The sequence below is a fragment of the Streptomyces melanosporofaciens genome (genome assembly GCF_900105695.1).
GTDB lineage: Bacteria > Actinomycetota > Actinomycetes > Streptomycetales > Streptomycetaceae > Streptomyces > Streptomyces antimycoticus.
This window is the reverse complement of record NZ_FNST01000002.1, coordinates 3287985-3302105: the sequence shown is the minus strand read 5'-3', so window position 1 is coordinate 3302105 and position 14121 is coordinate 3287985. Positions and strand designations below refer to the sequence as shown.

At 72.4% G+C, this 14121-nt stretch carries 14 protein-coding genes and 1 pseudogene; 7 read left to right on the top strand and 8 right to left on the bottom strand.

The genetic code is table 11. The features are described 5' to 3' along the window. Positions 1-67: 67 nt before the first annotated feature. Positions 68-1177, bottom strand: coding sequence for an FAD-dependent oxidoreductase (locus tag BLV72_RS16660; protein WP_093463171.1), 1110 nt, complete (start codon positions 1175-1177; stop codon positions 68-70). A 72-nt stretch (positions 1178-1249) separates the two neighbouring features. On the opposite strand from BLV72_RS16660, the gene BLV72_RS16655 reads away from it, so the two are divergent. Next, on the top strand, positions 1250-1930 hold the full coding sequence (locus BLV72_RS16655; protein WP_093463170.1) for a TetR/AcrR family transcriptional regulator: 681 nt from the start codon (positions 1250-1252) through the stop codon (positions 1928-1930). Positions 1931-2087: 157 nt separating this feature from the next. Further along, on the top strand, positions 2088-2690 hold the full coding sequence (locus tag BLV72_RS16650) for a class I SAM-dependent methyltransferase (RefSeq protein WP_093470385.1): 603 nt from the start codon (positions 2088-2090) through the stop codon (positions 2688-2690). 55 nt (positions 2691-2745) lie between these two features. On the opposite strand, the gene def is transcribed toward BLV72_RS16650, so the two are convergent. The 3 genes from def to BLV72_RS16635 form a co-directional block, all read right to left on the bottom strand. Next, positions 2746-3384, bottom strand: a complete 639-nt coding sequence (gene def, locus BLV72_RS16645; RefSeq protein WP_093463168.1) for a peptide deformylase — start codon at positions 3382-3384, stop codon at positions 2746-2748. Between the two features lie 99 nt (positions 3385-3483). After that, on the bottom strand, positions 3484-3822 hold the full coding sequence (trxA, locus tag BLV72_RS16640; protein WP_093463167.1) for a thioredoxin: 339 nt from the start codon (positions 3820-3822) through the stop codon (positions 3484-3486). Positions 3823-3897: 75 nt separating this feature from the next. After that, positions 3898-4329, bottom strand: a complete 432-nt coding sequence (locus BLV72_RS16635; RefSeq protein WP_059143717.1) for a MerR family transcriptional regulator — start codon at positions 4327-4329, stop codon at positions 3898-3900. Between the two features lie 129 nt (positions 4330-4458). Between BLV72_RS16635 and BLV72_RS16630 the strand changes: the two genes are divergently transcribed. Next, positions 4459-5856, top strand: a complete 1398-nt coding sequence (locus BLV72_RS16630; protein ID WP_093463165.1) for a serine hydrolase domain-containing protein — start codon at positions 4459-4461, stop codon at positions 5854-5856. A gap of 284 nt (positions 5857-6140) precedes the next feature. Beyond that, a complete protein-coding gene (locus BLV72_RS16625) occupies positions 6141-7424 on the top strand; it encodes an SGNH/GDSL hydrolase family protein (RefSeq protein ID WP_093463163.1) in 1284 nt (427 codons plus the stop codon). 65 nt (positions 7425-7489) lie between these two features. On the opposite strand, the gene BLV72_RS16620 is transcribed toward BLV72_RS16625, so the two are convergent. From BLV72_RS16620 to BLV72_RS16610, 3 genes are all read right to left on the bottom strand, one after another. Further along, positions 7490-7945, bottom strand: coding sequence for a GNAT family N-acetyltransferase (locus BLV72_RS16620; RefSeq protein ID WP_093463162.1), 456 nt, complete (start codon positions 7943-7945; stop codon positions 7490-7492). 77 nt (positions 7946-8022) lie between these two features. Beyond that, positions 8023-8499, bottom strand: coding sequence for a MarR family winged helix-turn-helix transcriptional regulator (locus tag BLV72_RS16615; RefSeq protein WP_093463160.1), 477 nt, complete (start codon positions 8497-8499; stop codon positions 8023-8025). A gap of 67 nt (positions 8500-8566) precedes the next feature. After that, positions 8567-9073, bottom strand: a complete 507-nt coding sequence (locus BLV72_RS16610) for a DUF2269 domain-containing protein (protein ID WP_093463159.1) — start codon at positions 9071-9073, stop codon at positions 8567-8569. Between the two features lie 130 nt (positions 9074-9203). On the opposite strand from BLV72_RS16610, the gene BLV72_RS16605 reads away from it, so the two are divergent. From BLV72_RS16605 to BLV72_RS52020, 3 genes and pseudogenes are all read left to right on the top strand, one after another. Further along, positions 9204-9836: an HAD family hydrolase gene (locus BLV72_RS16605; RefSeq protein ID WP_093463157.1), complete on the top strand. Its 633-nt coding sequence runs from the start codon at positions 9204-9206 to the stop codon at positions 9834-9836. Between the two features lie 350 nt (positions 9837-10186). Further along, positions 10187-11773, top strand: a complete 1587-nt coding sequence (locus BLV72_RS16600) for a globin domain-containing protein (RefSeq protein ID WP_093463156.1) — start codon at positions 10187-10189, stop codon at positions 11771-11773. An 88-nt stretch (positions 11774-11861) separates the two neighbouring features. Further along, positions 11862-12560: pseudogene (locus BLV72_RS52020) on the top strand (pyridoxamine 5'-phosphate oxidase family protein); the annotation flags it as partial. Between the two features lie 1022 nt (positions 12561-13582). Here BLV72_RS52020 and BLV72_RS16590 read toward each other — a convergent pair. Beyond that, entirely contained in the window at positions 13583-14095 is a 513-nt protein-coding gene (locus BLV72_RS16590) for an NUDIX domain-containing protein (protein WP_093470384.1), read from the bottom strand. Positions 14096-14121 lie beyond the last annotated feature (26 nt).

Below are 14121 nucleotides of genomic sequence, written 5' to 3'. Positions count from 1 at the left end.
AGGCGAGGTTGGGTCGTCACGATCGGGCCGGCTGGACGACCGGTCTCCTGGTCGTACGTGGTGACCTTCAGCCAGGTTGGAAGAACGCGAGCAGTTTCCGGGCGGCGTCCGGCGACATCAGCAATTCCTGCATATCCGCGGACATCCGGGCGGCGGCGCTGGTGCGTTCGAACATCTCGCGTTCGTATTCCCTGACCGCGGCGGGAAAGTCGTCCGGGTGCGCGGCCAGCGCGAGACCGAGCAGGGCGCCATCGAGCAGCGCCATGTTGGCGCCCTCTCCCACCGGCGGCATCAGGTGCGCGGCATCGCCGAGCAGCGTGATGTCCGGCGTCGACGGCCAGGTCAGGCCGACCGGGAGCGTGGTGATCGACCGCGGCACGACCGCGTCGTCGCAGGCCGCGATCAGCGCGGTGAACCGTGCGTCCCAGCCGGCGAGCAGATCGATCAGCCGCGCCCGGGCGGCGGCCGGGTCGTCGAACGGGATCCCGCTGGTGGCGAGCCAGTCCTCGGCGGTGTTGTAGAAGCTGAGGCCGATGCGAACGCGGCCGTCACCGTTGCGCTGCGCCGCCAGGGACAGTCCGTTGCCGAGCACCCAGTAGTTGCCGCGCCCGACCATCGCCGCGAGGTCGGGATGCGTGCGGTCGATATCGGGAATGCCGACCTCGACGATGTTCTGGCCGATATGCGCCGGGCGGGCGTCGGTGAGCAGCGCGCGGACCCGGGACTGCGCGCCGTCCGCGCCGACCAGCAGGTCATACGTCGCACTGCCGCCGTCGGCGAAGTGCAGCAGGCCGTTGTCCGCGGAAGTGAACGCGCGCCCCCAGCGCACCATGTCTTCGGGGAGGGAATCCAGCAGCAGGTTGCGCAGATCGGCCCGGTCGACCTCGGGTCGCTCGAGCGGGGCGTCGTCGGGCGTGTCCTCCTGGAGCAGCAGGGTGCCATCCGGTTCGAGAAGACGCATGTCCTGGCCTTCACCACGGGCAATCGCGTGGAACCGGTCGATCAGACCGGCCTCGCGCAGCGCCCGCTGGCCGGAGTGGATGTCGAGCATGCCGCCCTGACCGCGCGCATCGCGTGACGCTTCACGTTCAAATACGACGGCGTCCATGCCGTTCACATGCAGCACCCTGGCGAGGGCCAAGCCGCCCAAACCGGCTCCGACAATGGCGATGGTCATGGTTGCCTCTCCTTCGATACACCGTACCGGGTCGATACAGTGTATTCCCCGATGCGATGTATGGTGAGCCGCATGTTGGTGTGGGAGAGGCCGGAGCCACCGAATCGACCCGTGCCGGCCCCGTTGAGCCGGGAGCGGATCGTACGAGCGGCGATCGAGCTGGCCGACGCGGACGGCCTGGACGCGGTGTCGCTGCGCAAGGTCGCCACCGCGCTGGATGTCCGTCCGATGCGGCTGTACGGCTACATCGCCGGCAAGGAGGAGTTGCTCGACCTGATGGTCGACGCAGCCCACGCCGAGATCCGGCCGGTCGGAGACGGCTGGCGGGAGGTGCTCCGGTCTCTTGCCGAGGCCACTCGGCAGGCCGCTCACGAGCACGAATGGCTCGCCGATCTCCTGGGCGGCCGACCCCAGCTCGGGCCGCACGCGCTGGCCACTGGGGAGGCCGTGGTGGCCGCATTGGACGACGTCGACGTGGACGCCATCATGCCGGTGGTCGCCGCGGTGAACGCGTATGTGATCGGCGCGGTGCGTCGGGAGATCGCCGAGCGGCGTGCCGAGCGGGCCACCGGGATGGACGAGAAGCGCTGGCAGGCCTCACTCGGGCCCTATCTGGAGCGAACCTTCGCCACCGGCCGATTCCCCGCGCTGGCCACGGTGGTGCGCGATGCCGCCCACCTGGACGCCGACCACACCTTCCGGATCGGCCTCGACTGCCTGCTCGACGGCATCGAAGCCCGTATCTCGAGGTGACGCGCGGACATTGATGGAGTCGGTGGGGGCGAAGGCCGACGACGAGTCGGCCCTGACAACCGCCCGCTCTTCGTCGTTTCGGCAAAAAAGTTTGTCGATTCGCCGCGGGCAGGGACAGGTTGGTGCCGGACGCGACCCCTCCACGTAAGGCATGGCCATGGACACACAGTTCTGGGATGACGTGTATCGCAGCCGCGACCAGCTCTTCAGCGGCGCGCCCAACGGAGTGCTCGTCACCGAGGTCACCGATCTACCGCCGGGGCAGGCGCTCGACGTGGGATGCGGTGAGGGCGCCGATGCCATCTGGCTGGCCCGGCGCGGCTGGCAGGTCACGGCGGTCGACATCTCCCGGGCCGCCCTGGAACGCGCCGTCGCGGCCGCCACGGAGGTCGAGGGCCGTGTGGCGTGGACCCGCGCCGACCTGACCGGCACGCCGCCCCCGGCCGCCGCGTTCGACCTGGTGTCCGTCCACTACTTCCCGCTCGCACACCAGCCGGACCACACCGCGCTGCGCGGCCTGCTGGACGCCGTCGCACCCGGCGGCACCCTGCTCTTCGCCACCCATGCCCTCGCCGATCTGTCCCCGGACCCCGAGCAGGGCTTCGACCCCGGCGACTACTACCAGCCCGACGAGATCGCCGGGCTCCTCGACGACGACTGGACCGTCCTGATCAACGAAACCCGGCCACGTACCGCTCCCGCCCCCGCCGGCACCCATCACACCCAGGACACCGTCCTGCGAGCGCGACGCCTGCGGTAATGCGGCGGTGACTTGAGGCCGATCCCGGCCGTCACCCGCCCGGGGGCGGGCCGGGTCAGGGACGCAGCTGGTGGCCCAGGGCCGCCGCCTTCTCCACCCGCCGTGCGAGGACCCGCTCATGGAGGTCCGTCATCTGCCGCAGCGCGTCCTTGCGGTCGCGCTTGGAGAGCCGGTCGATGTAGAGATGCCCCGAGAGATGGTCGGCCTCGTGCTGCAGACAGCGGGCGAAGTAGCCGGTGCCCTCGATCACCAGCGGGTTGCCGTCCTTGTCGACGCCGCGGACCACGGTGCGGTCGGTGCGCGGTACGTCCATCCGCGCGCCCGGTACGGACAGACAGCCCTCGGCGTCCTCGATGAGCAGCCGCTCGGCCGGATCGGGCTGGTCCAGGACGGGGTTGATGATGTGGCCGACATGCCGGACGCCGTTGTCGTCCGGGCAGTCGTAGACGAACAGCCGCAGATCGACGTCGACCTGATTGGCGGCCAGCCCGGCGCCGTCGGCGATGTACATGGTGAGGAACATGTCGTCGATGAGGGCGCTCAGCTCGGGCGTGCCGAACTCGGCCACCTCCCGGCAGGAGCGGCGCAGAATCTCCTCACCGACCTCGGTGATCCGGCGCGGTGACCCGCGCTCGGCCTCGGGGGGCAGCGCCGGATAGGAGCCGACGGGTTTCCCCTGCACCAGGACGCGCACCGCTGACCTCACCTTTTCCGCCCCCACTGATGGCCGCCCCCACTGATGGTCATGTCCGGCCAACGTAGCAGGGGCGGTTCGGCCGCGGCTCCGGCTCCGTCAGATCGCCTCGGCGAGCTCCTCCAGCAGCCGCCGCTTGCTGCGCGCCCCGACCAGCGACCGCACCGGCTCGCCCGCCCGGAACAGCATCAGCGTCGGCATCGACAGCACCCCGTACGCGTTGGTGGTGGACGGGTTCTCGTCCACGTCGAGCTGCACCACCTTCAGCCGGTGGCCCTCCTCCTGCGCGATCTCCGCCAGCACCGGCGCGATCATCCGGCACGGCGGGCACCACGAGGCGGTGAACTTCACCAGCACCGGCAGCTCGGCCGTCAGCACTTCCTCTCCGAAGGTGGCGTCCGTGACCGTGGCCACTCCCCCGGTGTGTGTCAGCGACATCTCATCTCTCCTTCGGAGTTGTTCGGAGTCGTTCGGAGCCGTCGTGGTGACGGCGGGATGGCGGGACGGCGGGGCTCACGGCCCGGGCGGCGTCAGCTCGCAGCGCGGCTCCGGGGCCCCTTCGGGCGCCGTGGCCGCGGCCTCCAGCTCCGCACGGGCCAGCTCCGCCTGGGCGAGCTGGGTCCCGACCCGCTCCCGGATGGCGCTCAGCCGGCCGATGCACTCGTCCAGCTCGGCCAGCTTGCGCCGGTAGACCTCCAGCGAGGCGGGGCAGGAGTCACCGGCCGGATGGCCGGAGCGCAGGCATTCGACGAACGGGCGCGTCTCCTCCAGCTCGAAGCCGAAGTCCTGCAGTACGCGGATCTGCTGGAGCAGCCGCAGATCGTCCTCGTCGTACGACCGGTACCCATTGCCGGTGCGGCGCGCGGGCAGCAGCCCGAGCGACTCGTAATAGCGCAGGGTGCGGGTGGTGGTACCCGCCCGTTCGGCCAGCTCTCCGATCCGCATGGGCCGACGGTAGACCTTGACCCTGACGTCAAGGCCAGACCGCGCCGCGGTCCCGGGCGGTGCCCCGGCTGTCGACGATCGGCCGGCCGATGACTGCCCGCTGTCGGACCCCCGCCGTACAGTGCCGACATGACCACACGCGACGCGGATGAGTTCACGGAGCCGCTGCCCGCCACCCGCCGTGCCCTGCTGCGGCGCGTCGCGCTCGGCCAGGCCGAGGGCCGTGCCCCGTCCCTGGTGGGGGCCGTGGTGCGGGACGGGCGGCTGGTGTGGACGGGCTCGCGCGGCCGCGTGGACGGATCGGATGGATCCGCGCCGGACGCCGACACGCAGTACCGCATCGGCTCCTTGACCAAGACCTTCGTGGCGGTGCTGGTGATGCGGCTGCGCGACGAGGGGCTGCTGGACCTCGGCGATCCGCTGGCCAAGCATCTGGACGTGCCGCAGGCCGAGGGCGCGACCGTGGCCCAGCTCCTCTCCCACACCTCGGGGCTCGCCGCCGAGGCCCGCGGCCCGTGGTGGGAGCGCACGCCCGGGGCGCTGCGGCCCGAGACGGCCGATATCTTCGGCGAGCGCCCCCTGGTCCACCCCGCGGGCCGCCGTCACCACTACTCCAACCCCGGTTTCGCGCTGCTCGGCGCGCTGGTCGAGCGGCTGCGCGGGGCGCCCTGGGGTGAGGTGCTGGCCCATGAGGTGCTGGAGCCGCTGGGGATGGGGCGCACGTCGCTGGAGCCGCGCGCCCCGCACGCCGCGGGCTGGGCCGTGCACCCCTGGGCGGATGTGCTGCTGCCCGAGCCGGCCGAGGACACCGGGCGGATGGGCCCGGCCGGGCAGCTCTGGTCGACCGCCGGGGATCTGGCTCGCTTCGCCGCCTTCCTGCTGGACGGGGACGCGCGGGTGCTCGGTGCGGAGTCGCTCGCCGAGATGCGGGTGCCCGCCGTCGCCCCCGAGGAGAGGGACTGGGACGGCGGCTATGGCCTGGGGACGCAGCTCGTCCGGCACGGCGGGCGGTTCCTCCACGGCCACACCGGCTCCATGCCGGGCTTCCTGGCCTCGCTGTGGGTGAGCGCCGAGGACCGGCTGGCCGGGATCGCGCTGGCCAACACCACCTCGGGGCCCGCGATCGGCGCCATCGCCGCCGACCTCATAGGGATCGTGGCGGAGCACGAGCCCCGTATCCCCGAGCCGTGGCGGCCGCTGACCGAGGCCGATCCGGCGCTGCTGGCGCTGACCGGCCCCTGGTACTGGGGCCCTCGCGCCTACCATCTGCGGCTGCGCGCGGACCGCGCACTGGAGCTCTCCCCGGCCACCCAGGGAGGCCGGGCCTCCCGCTTCAAGGCCGAGCCGGACGGCACCTGGACGGGGCTCGACGGCTATTACGCGGGGGAGACGCTGCGGGTGGTCGAGGGGGAGGGCGACGCCCCCGCCCACCTGGACCTGGGCACCTTCGTGTTCACCCGGGAGCCCTACGCCCCGGACGGCGTGGTGCCCGGAGGGGTGGATGCGGAGGGCTGGCGGGCGCTCTGAGGGGGTGGGGGCGGGGTCGGGGTGCGGTGATCCGGCGGTCGCGGGTTCCGGCGGTTCGCGGGCTTCGGCGCTCATAGCCTGACCCCGCCAGTGGTACGCACGGCCGGGGGCTGGGTCGGCGGTGCGATGGACGGCAGGTTGGTCTCCGGCACTCCGGCACTCGGTACGCCGGTACTCAGGTGCTCGCACTCCCGTACGTCGGTACGGCGGCGCTCAGGCGCCCCGTACCCCGTACCGGAGCGGCCTGGTCCGCCCTTCCCGCGCCCTCCCTCAGGAGCCCCGCCATGCGCTCGTCCACGCTTCGCCTCAGCGCCTCCCTGCTCGCCCTCACCACCGTCCTGGCCGCCTCCGGGACGGCCACCGCCCGGCCCGGAGGCCCGGCGGCCGGCCGCGACCGGGCGGGGACCGGCTGGTCGGCCGGGTGGGCCGCCCCCGTCCAGCGCCCCAGCGCGGGCTTCGAGAAGAACTGGGCCGAGAGCGGCTTCGCCGAGCGCACCGCCCAGACCCTGCGTCAGGTCGTCCGGGTCACCGGTGGCGGCACGGCCGCCCGGATCCGGCTGTCGAACCGCTATGGCACCGCGCCGCTGCGGATCGCGGGCGCGACCATAGCCCGTACCGCGCACGGTGCCTCCGTCCAGGGCGCGAGCCTGCGCGCGCTGACCTTCGGACACCGGCGGCCGGTGGAGATCCCGGCGGGCGGTGAGACGGTGAGCGACGCGGCCCCGCTGCGGGTGGCGCCGCGTCAGCCGGTCACGGTCACGCTGTACTTCGACCGCCCCACCGGCGCCGCCACCTTCCACGCCCAGGCGTACGCCCGCAGCTACCGCGCGGACGGCGACCACCGCGCCGACCGCACCGGGACGGCCTTCACCGAGACCACCCACTCCTGGTACTACCTCTCCGATGTCGAGGTCACCGGCGGCCCCGGCCACCCGGGCACGGTGGTGGCCTTCGGCGACTCGATCACCGACGGCTTCGGCTCGACCGACGACGCCGACCACCGCTGGCCGGATCTGCTGGCCGAGCGCCTCGCGGCCGCGGGCACCCCGCGACCCGTCCTCAACTCCGGGATCGGCGGCAATCTGCTGCTGCACGACTCGGCCTGGTACGGGGACCGGGCGGGCGCCCGCTTCCGGCGCGATGTCCTGGACAAACCGGGCGTACGGTCGGTCATCCTGCTCGAGGGGCTCAACGACATCGGCTTCAGCGAGGTGGATCTGCCCACCTACAAGCCCAATCCGCAGGTGTCGGCGGAGCAGGTGATCGCGGGTTACCGGGAGCTGATCGCCCAGGCCCACGCCCGCGGTATCAAGGTCATCGGCGGAACGATCCTCCCGTTCAAGGGGGCTGAGTACCACACCCCGCGCTCGGAGGCGAAGCGCGCCGCGATCAACGAGTGGATCCGCACCTCGGGCGCCTTCGACGCGGTCGTCGACTTCGCGACGGTCATGGCCTCGCCGTCCGATCCGCTGCGGCTGGACCCGGCGTACGACTCGGGCGACTTCAAGCACCCGAACGACGCGGGCTACCGGCGGATGGCCGAAGCCGTCGACCTCGCGACGCTTTAAGGCCGCCCGGCGGTGAGATCAGGTCATGTCGGCTCAGGCAGGACGGACGGGCCGGGAGGGACAGCTCAGCCCAGCGGGAGCTTGAAGCCGACGTGGCTGGCCTCGAAGCCGAGCCGCTCGTAGAAGCGGTGGGCGTCGATACGGGTCGCGTCCGAGGTGAGCTGCACCAGGGCGCATCCCTCGCGGCGCGACTCCTCGACGGCCCATTCGATCAGCTGGGTGCCGAGCCCGCCGCCGCGCTCCTCGGAGTGGATCCGGACCCCCTCGATGATCGAGCGGGTGGCACCGCGCCGCGACAGCCCGGGGATCACGGTCAGCTGGAGGGTGCCGACGGTACGGCCGTCCCGGACCGCGACGACCAGCCGCTGCTGGGGATCCTGGTCCAGACGGTCGAAGGCGGCGCGGTACGGGGCCGGGTCGTCCAGGGACTCCCGGTGGGCGCCGAGCGGGTCGTCCGCGAGCATGGCCACGATCGCCGGGATGTCGTCGGCGGTCGCGCGCCGTATCTCGAAGTCGCTCATGCGGTGAGCCTACGCCGGTGCCCGCGAGCCCCGGACGGGCGGCGGACCAGGGGCAAGCCACTCACGGCCGGTGGCGATCAGTACGTCGCCGTCAGCCTCTCGACGGCGGCGACCAGCGGTGCCAGCTCCGGCCGCCGGGCGGCGTCGGCCAGGGCCTCGCGCAGCGCCGCGTCGTGCGTCGGCCGCGCCTCCTCCAGGAGCTTGAGCCCGTCGTCGCTGACGTTGGTGTAGATGCCGCGGCGGTCGCCGGGGCAGATGTAGCGGGAGAGCAGCCCACGGTCCTCCAGCCGGGTGACCAGCCGGGTCGTGGCGCTCTGGCTGAGCACGACGGAGTCGGCGAGCTGCTTCATCTGCAGATGTCCGCCGTCGCCGTCGTGCTGTCCGCTGAGGACGTTGAGCACGGAGAATTCGCGGACGCTCAGATCGTGCCCGGCCTGCAGCGCACGCTCGATATGCGTCTCTATCCGGCCGTGCAGGGAGGACAGGGCGCACCAGCCCTGGGCGAGCGCCTGCCCTGCGGGCGGGGCGACGGCGCTGTGCGCCTTCTCCGGCATGGAACCCCTCCTTGGTGGGTGAGCGGATTCCAGGATAGTCCAGCGATGAAAAAGACCGCGTATGCAATTATCGGTGCTTTGTCGCCCGCAGCCGGCGCCCCCGGGCGGTCAGCCCCCAGGGCTTGGTCACCGAGATCGCGGTGAGGAACGTATAGACGCCCAGGCTGACCGACGGCGCCACGATCAGATCCGTGGTCGCCCCGACCGCCCGGCCCGCCACCACATCGGCCATCGCGGCGTCGATACTGGCGCGCAGGGCGAACGCCGTGGCGCCGGTGGTGACCAGCGTCAGCCAGAACTTCACGTACACCCACCGGTGGCGGGCCAGCCCCCAGGGCGTCCCCAGCGACAGCACGATCCCGCTGGCCGGCGCCAGCAGGCTGATCGGAATCAGCAGCCAGTCGCCCAGCACATTCATGGACCGGTACATCGCCCCGGCCTCTTCGGCCGAGTCGGCCACGGCCCCGGTGATCCCCAGGGCCAGCATGCCGAGGGACAGCCCGAGCCATCCGACGGAGACGACGACATGCACGACGAGGAGGCCCCGGCGGACGGGGCGGGTGAGCTGCTGCATGCCCCCACCGTGGCGGCGCGGCGGCCCCGCGGCGTCTGACGGCAGGAGTATCCACGCGTACTCCCGGCGGCGGGCAGCAGAGCGGGGCGGGACCGGGGCGCCCCGGGGGTTGCCTCTAGGCTCGGCTGATATGACCAGACTGCATCTGTTCGATCTGGACGGCACGCTCATCCACGGCTCCGCCGCCGCGATCGAGATCTCCCGGCAGCTCGGTCTGGAGCGGGAGATCGCCGCGCTGGAGCGGGCGTTCGCCGGCGGGGAGCTGACGACGGCCCAGTTCGCCGAGCGGGCCTGCGCGCTGTGGGAGGAGCTGACGGAGGCCCATGTGGCGGCGGCGTTCGAAGGGGCGCCGTGGCTGGCGGGGATCCGTGAGGTGTGGGCGGACATCCGGGCGCGGGGCGAGCGCTGTGCGGTGATTTCGCTCTCGCCGGGCTTCTTCGTGTCGCGGCTGTTGGAGTGGGGCGCGGACGCCACCTACGGATCGACCTGGCCCGCCGTGCCGTTCCGGGAGCCGGTGGATCCGGCGGGGATCCTGACCCCGGCCGCGAAGGTCCGGATCGCCGATGAACTCTGTGCGAAGTTCGGGTTGACCAGGGACCACTGCGTGGCCTATGGGGATTCCCTCTCGGACGCGGAGCTGTTCACGGTGGTGCCGGTCTCGGTCGCCGTGAACGCCGACCACCATGTGAGCGACATCGCATCCCACGCCTATGCCGGACGTGATCTCCGAGAGGCTTACGAATTGATGGGTAACCGCACGTAACTATCGGTAATTACGTGAGTTGGCAGGTGTAACGAATGCGGTGCACTTGGGGCTTGTGAATTCATCCGGGGCCGGTAGGGTCGGGTCCGGTTCCGTGTGGCGTGCTGTAACGGGGTCAGAACGGGCATCCCAGGCCAACCAGCATAACGGGAACGCGGCCCCCGTTCCCCGGACTTCGGGCTATGTGCCCGAGGTGGGGAACGAGCGTGGCATGCTGCCCGAAGAGAGTCACGGAGAGGGTCGGCACGACCATTCTCGCTTGAACCAGGGCACCAGGACGGGGAATTGCGGGCACATTCCGGCAGCGGAAGTGCGAAGACCGACAGAAAGATGTTCGAGGCGAGGCAACCATGGACGCTCCGACCACCACATCGTCGGCCGGCAGTGACGGCTCCGGCGGAAACAGTGGCGACTGGGGCTGGTTCACCCCGAGCAGGCCACCGGCCGAGGAGCGGGGGTCCCCGGACCGGCAGAGCGACGAGCGTGCGCCCAGCCGTCCGGTGAATCCGATACGGCCGGTCGGCACCGGAGCCGACCGCCGTACGCCCGTGGAGCCGCCCCCCGCGCCCGGTCCGGGGCCGTCCGGCCCGCGGGCGGGCGACCGTCGAGTGGACGAGCGCCGGGCGGGCGACCGTCGAGTGGACGAGCGCCGGGTGGACGACCGTCGGGTGGACGAGCGCCGGGCCCCCGGCCCCGCGGCCCCCGGCCCCACGCCCTCCAGGCGCGAGGAGCATCAGCGTCCTGATGAGGCCCCGGCCCCGCAGGACGTGCGGCCCGGCCCCGACTCGCCGTTCGCCGTCCCGGAGACCGCCTCGCCCGACGCGATCCTCCTGCGCCGCACGATGGCCGAAGTCGAGCCCATCAGCGACAAGGTCACCTCGTACTTCTACGCGCTGCTCTTCGTCCAGCACCCCGAGCTGCGGCCGCTCTTCCCCGCCGCCATGGACGCCCAGCGCGACCGGCTGTTCAAGGCGATACTGACCGCCGCCCGGCTCATCGACGACCCCGACATCCTCACCGAGTTCCTCACCCGGCTCGGCCGCGGCCACCGTAAGTACGGCACCCAGCCCGAGCACTACCCCGCCGTCGGCGAATGCCTGATCGGCGCGCTCACCCGCTATGCGGTCACCACCTGGACCGACGAGGCCGAGGCCGCCTGGGTGCGTGCCTACACCGCGATCTCCCAGATCATGATCGACGCGGCGGCCGAGGACGAGCTGCGCGCCCCCGCGTGGTGGCAGGCCGAGGTGGTCGGGCATGAGCCGCGCACCCACGACATCGCCGTGATCACCGTCCGCCCGGACCAGCCGTACCCCTTTCGGGCGGGCCAGTACACCTCAGTGGAGACGCCCTGGTGGCCGCGGGTGTGGCGGCACTATTCGTTCGCCTCGGCGCCGCGCTCCGACGGGCTGCTCTCCTTCCATGTGAAGGCCATTCCGGCCGGATGGGTGTCCTCCGCGCTGGTGCACCGGGCCCGCCCCGGCGATGTGATCCGTCTCGGGCCCCCCGCCGGGTCCATGACGGTCGACCACTCCAGCGACAACGGGCTGCTCTGCCTGGGCGGCGGCACCGGTATCGCGCCGATCAAGGCACTGGTCGAGGACGTCGCCGACTACGGCATCCACCGTCCGGTCGAGGTCTTCTACGGCGCCCGTAATGATCACGACCTGTACGACATCGACACCATGCTGCGGCTGGCGCGGAAGCATCCGTGGCTCGCGGTCCGCCCCGTCGTCTCCGACGGCCCGACCAACGGCCTCAGCGGCCGACTGCCGGACGCCGTGCGGCAGTACGGCCCGTGGAACGCGTTCGACGCGTATCTCTCCGGGCCGCCCGGGATGATCCGCAGCGGTGTCGACGCCCTGGTGGGCATCGGTATTCCGTCCCACCGCATCCGGCACGACTCCATCGAGGAGCTCGCCGCGGCCGCGGAATAGGGCGCGGACGGCAGACGGCGAAACACCGACATGAGGCAGGCATTCCGGCGATTCCGGATGGCGAATCAGTAGGACGGGGACGAGAACCGTGGACAGTGCGGAGCACCTCGACGACCGCGCGTGGCGTCCGGGGAGCGACGGCGAACACCTTCTGCAGCGGCGACTGGACACGGTCGACCGCGCCGACCGCTTCTACGACGAACAGGTGCTGGACCACCTCAACGCCCGGATGAGGGAGTTCATCGACCGCCAGGAAATGTTCTTCCTGGCCACCTCCGACGGGCACGGGGAGTGTGACAACACCTTCCGTGCCGGTCCGCCCGGCTTTCTGCGGGTACTCGACGCGCGCACCCTGACCTATCCCGAATACCGTGGGAACGGCGTCCTGGCCAGCCTCGGCAATATCCAGGAGAACCCCCACGTCGGCATTCTCATGGTCGACTTCTTCCGGGACCGGATCGGGCTGCATGTGAACGGCCGGGCCCGGGTGGTGGAGGACGCCGAGATGCGCGCGGCCCACCCCGGCCTGCCGGTGGATCCGGTGCCGGGGCGGCGCGCGGTGGTGTGGGTCGAGGTGACCCTCGAGGAGGCGTACATCCACTGCGCCAAGCACATCCCGCACCTCCAGAAGGTCCCGGCCCAGCGACGCACCGGCGGCGGCGACAACCGGCACCGCGGACCCTCCGGTGACCAGGCCCTCGAGCACGACCGGGAGCGGCACTGGGGGACGGACGACATCAAGCGAAAGGGCGGCGACTTCTTCGGCGCGGCCGCCGAGGCGCGTGACGGCCGCCGGACCCCGCCCGCCCCGCCCATCACCCCACCGACCGCGCCGACCCTGCCGACCCCGGCGACCCCGGAGCCGGCGGACCTGCCCGGCCGGCCTGCCCCGGTGGCCCCTGCGGTCCGGGTGCTTCTGGCCCCGCCGGTCCCGTACGCCCCGGTGGTCCCGGGTACGCAGGCTCTGGCTATGGCGGCCGTCTCGGGTCCTCAGACCCCGGTCACCCCGGCGGCCCCGGCCGTCCCGGGCCTTCAGGCCCCGCCTGTCCCCTACGCCCCGGTGGTCCCGGGTGCTCGGCCCCTGGTCACGTCAGCCGCCTCGGGCTTTCAGACACCGGTCACCACAGCAGCCCCGGTGGCCCCAGGCCCGCAGGCCCTGGCCACTCCGGCGGTCTCGGGCCTTCAGTTCTCAACAGCCCCTGCTGCCCCGGGCCTTCAGGCCCCGCCCGCCGCCCCGGCGGTCGCGGCTGCCCCGGGCCCCCAGATCCCGGCCGCCCCGGCGGTCTCGGACCCTCAGACCCCGTCGGTCCCGGCGGTCGCGGGCCTTCAGGCCCAGGCGGTTCCGGCGGATTCGGGCCTTCAGGCCCAGGCGGCTCCGGCCGCCCCGGGCCCCGCCCCAGCCGTACCGGCCGTCCCGGCCACCCCACCGGCGCCGCGGCGGGTGGACCTTCCCGGCGAGGCCGCCCAGGCCGTGTCGGCTTCGCAGGCCCCGGCCGCCTCACCAGCCGTGCGGCCGGTCGACCTGGCCGGCCAGACCGTGCCGGCCGAACCGGGCACCCAGACCCCACCGGCCGCGCAGGCCGAAGCGACCGACTCGGCCGGGCAAGCGCCGCAGCCCTCCGTGGCGCGCGCCGATCTCAGCCCCGCCATCCGGCCGGAGGTCCGCCCCGACGCGGGCCCCGAGGCCTGGCGTGAGGAGGCCGAACGGGTGCTGGCCGAGGCGCGTCAGCGGGCGGCCCGGAAGACCCAGCAGCCGTTCGGCGGCTGGTTCCGCTAGGTCCTGCCCCGCGACGATCCACCCGGCAGGCGCTAGCCGAGGTCGTCCGCGAGCAGGGCCAGCACACCCTCGATGTTGGCGTCGAGGTAGGCCCGCAGCGAGGGCGGCACCACCTCGACCGAGGCGATCCCCTCGCGGGTGAACGGGACGCTCACCACGTCGTACTCCCCGCACGGCTCGTCCACCTCCGGGCCGTGCCGCCGGGTGAGGTCCATCGAGGCGAGTCTGCAGACGAAGAAGTGCTGCACCTTCACCCCGCCGGCGCCCTCGGCGCCTCCGGCGCCGTCCGCGCCCTCGTCGAGATGGGGGACGGTGTCCACGAACGCGGGCACCACATCGGTCACCTTCGCCCCCAGCTCCTCGTCCACCTCGCGGTGCAGGGCCTCGACGACGGTCGCGTCCTCGGGCTCCATCCCGCCGCCCGGAGTGATCCAGTACGGCGCCTGGCCGGGCTTGGTGCGCTTGATCAGGATCATCCGGGGGGCGGCCTCGCCCTCGAGGAGAATGGCGCGAGCGGTGCGCTTGACCACAGGTCGTTCGGTCATGCAGGACATCTGCCGCACCCTTCGCC

What these genes read in the sequence shown, in the direction of transcription:
- BLV72_RS16635 (WP_059143717.1), bottom strand. Translation starts at nt 4,329, where the DNA reads ATGCGGATCGGAGAGCTGGCCGAACGGGCGGGTACCACCACCCGCACC.
- trxA (WP_093463167.1), bottom strand. Translation starts at nt 3,822, where the DNA reads ATGTCGCTGACACACACCGGGGGAGTGGCCACGGTCACGGACGCCACC.
- BLV72_RS16605 (WP_093463157.1), top strand. Translation starts at nt 9,204, where the DNA reads ATGACCAGACTGCATCTGTTCGATCTGGACGGCACGCTCATCCACGGC.
- BLV72_RS16590 (WP_093470384.1), bottom strand. Translation starts at nt 14,095, where the DNA reads ATGACCGAACGACCTGTGGTCAAGCGCACCGCTCGCGCCATTCTCCTC.
- BLV72_RS16625 (WP_093463163.1), top strand. Translation starts at nt 6,141, where the DNA reads ATGCGCTCGTCCACGCTTCGCCTCAGCGCCTCCCTGCTCGCCCTCACC.
- BLV72_RS16615 (WP_093463160.1), bottom strand. Translation starts at nt 8,499, where the DNA reads ATGCCGGAGAAGGCGCACAGCGCCGTCGCCCCGCCCGCAGGGCAGGCG.
- BLV72_RS16620 (WP_093463162.1), bottom strand. Translation starts at nt 7,945, where the DNA reads ATGAGCGACTTCGAGATACGGCGCGCGACCGCCGACGACATCCCGGCG.
- BLV72_RS16610 (WP_093463159.1), bottom strand. Translation starts at nt 9,073, where the DNA reads ATGCAGCAGCTCACCCGCCCCGTCCGCCGGGGCCTCCTCGTCGTGCAT.
- BLV72_RS16650 (WP_093470385.1), top strand. Translation starts at nt 2,088, where the DNA reads ATGGACACACAGTTCTGGGATGACGTGTATCGCAGCCGCGACCAGCTC.
- BLV72_RS16660 (WP_093463171.1), bottom strand. Translation starts at nt 1,177, where the DNA reads ATGACCATCGCCATTGTCGGAGCCGGTTTGGGCGGCTTGGCCCTCGCC.
- BLV72_RS16655 (WP_093463170.1), top strand. Translation starts at nt 1,250, where the DNA reads ATGTTGGTGTGGGAGAGGCCGGAGCCACCGAATCGACCCGTGCCGGCC.
- BLV72_RS16600 (WP_093463156.1), top strand. Translation starts at nt 10,187, where the DNA reads ATGGACGCTCCGACCACCACATCGTCGGCCGGCAGTGACGGCTCCGGC.
- BLV72_RS16630 (WP_093463165.1), top strand. Translation starts at nt 4,459, where the DNA reads ATGACCACACGCGACGCGGATGAGTTCACGGAGCCGCTGCCCGCCACC.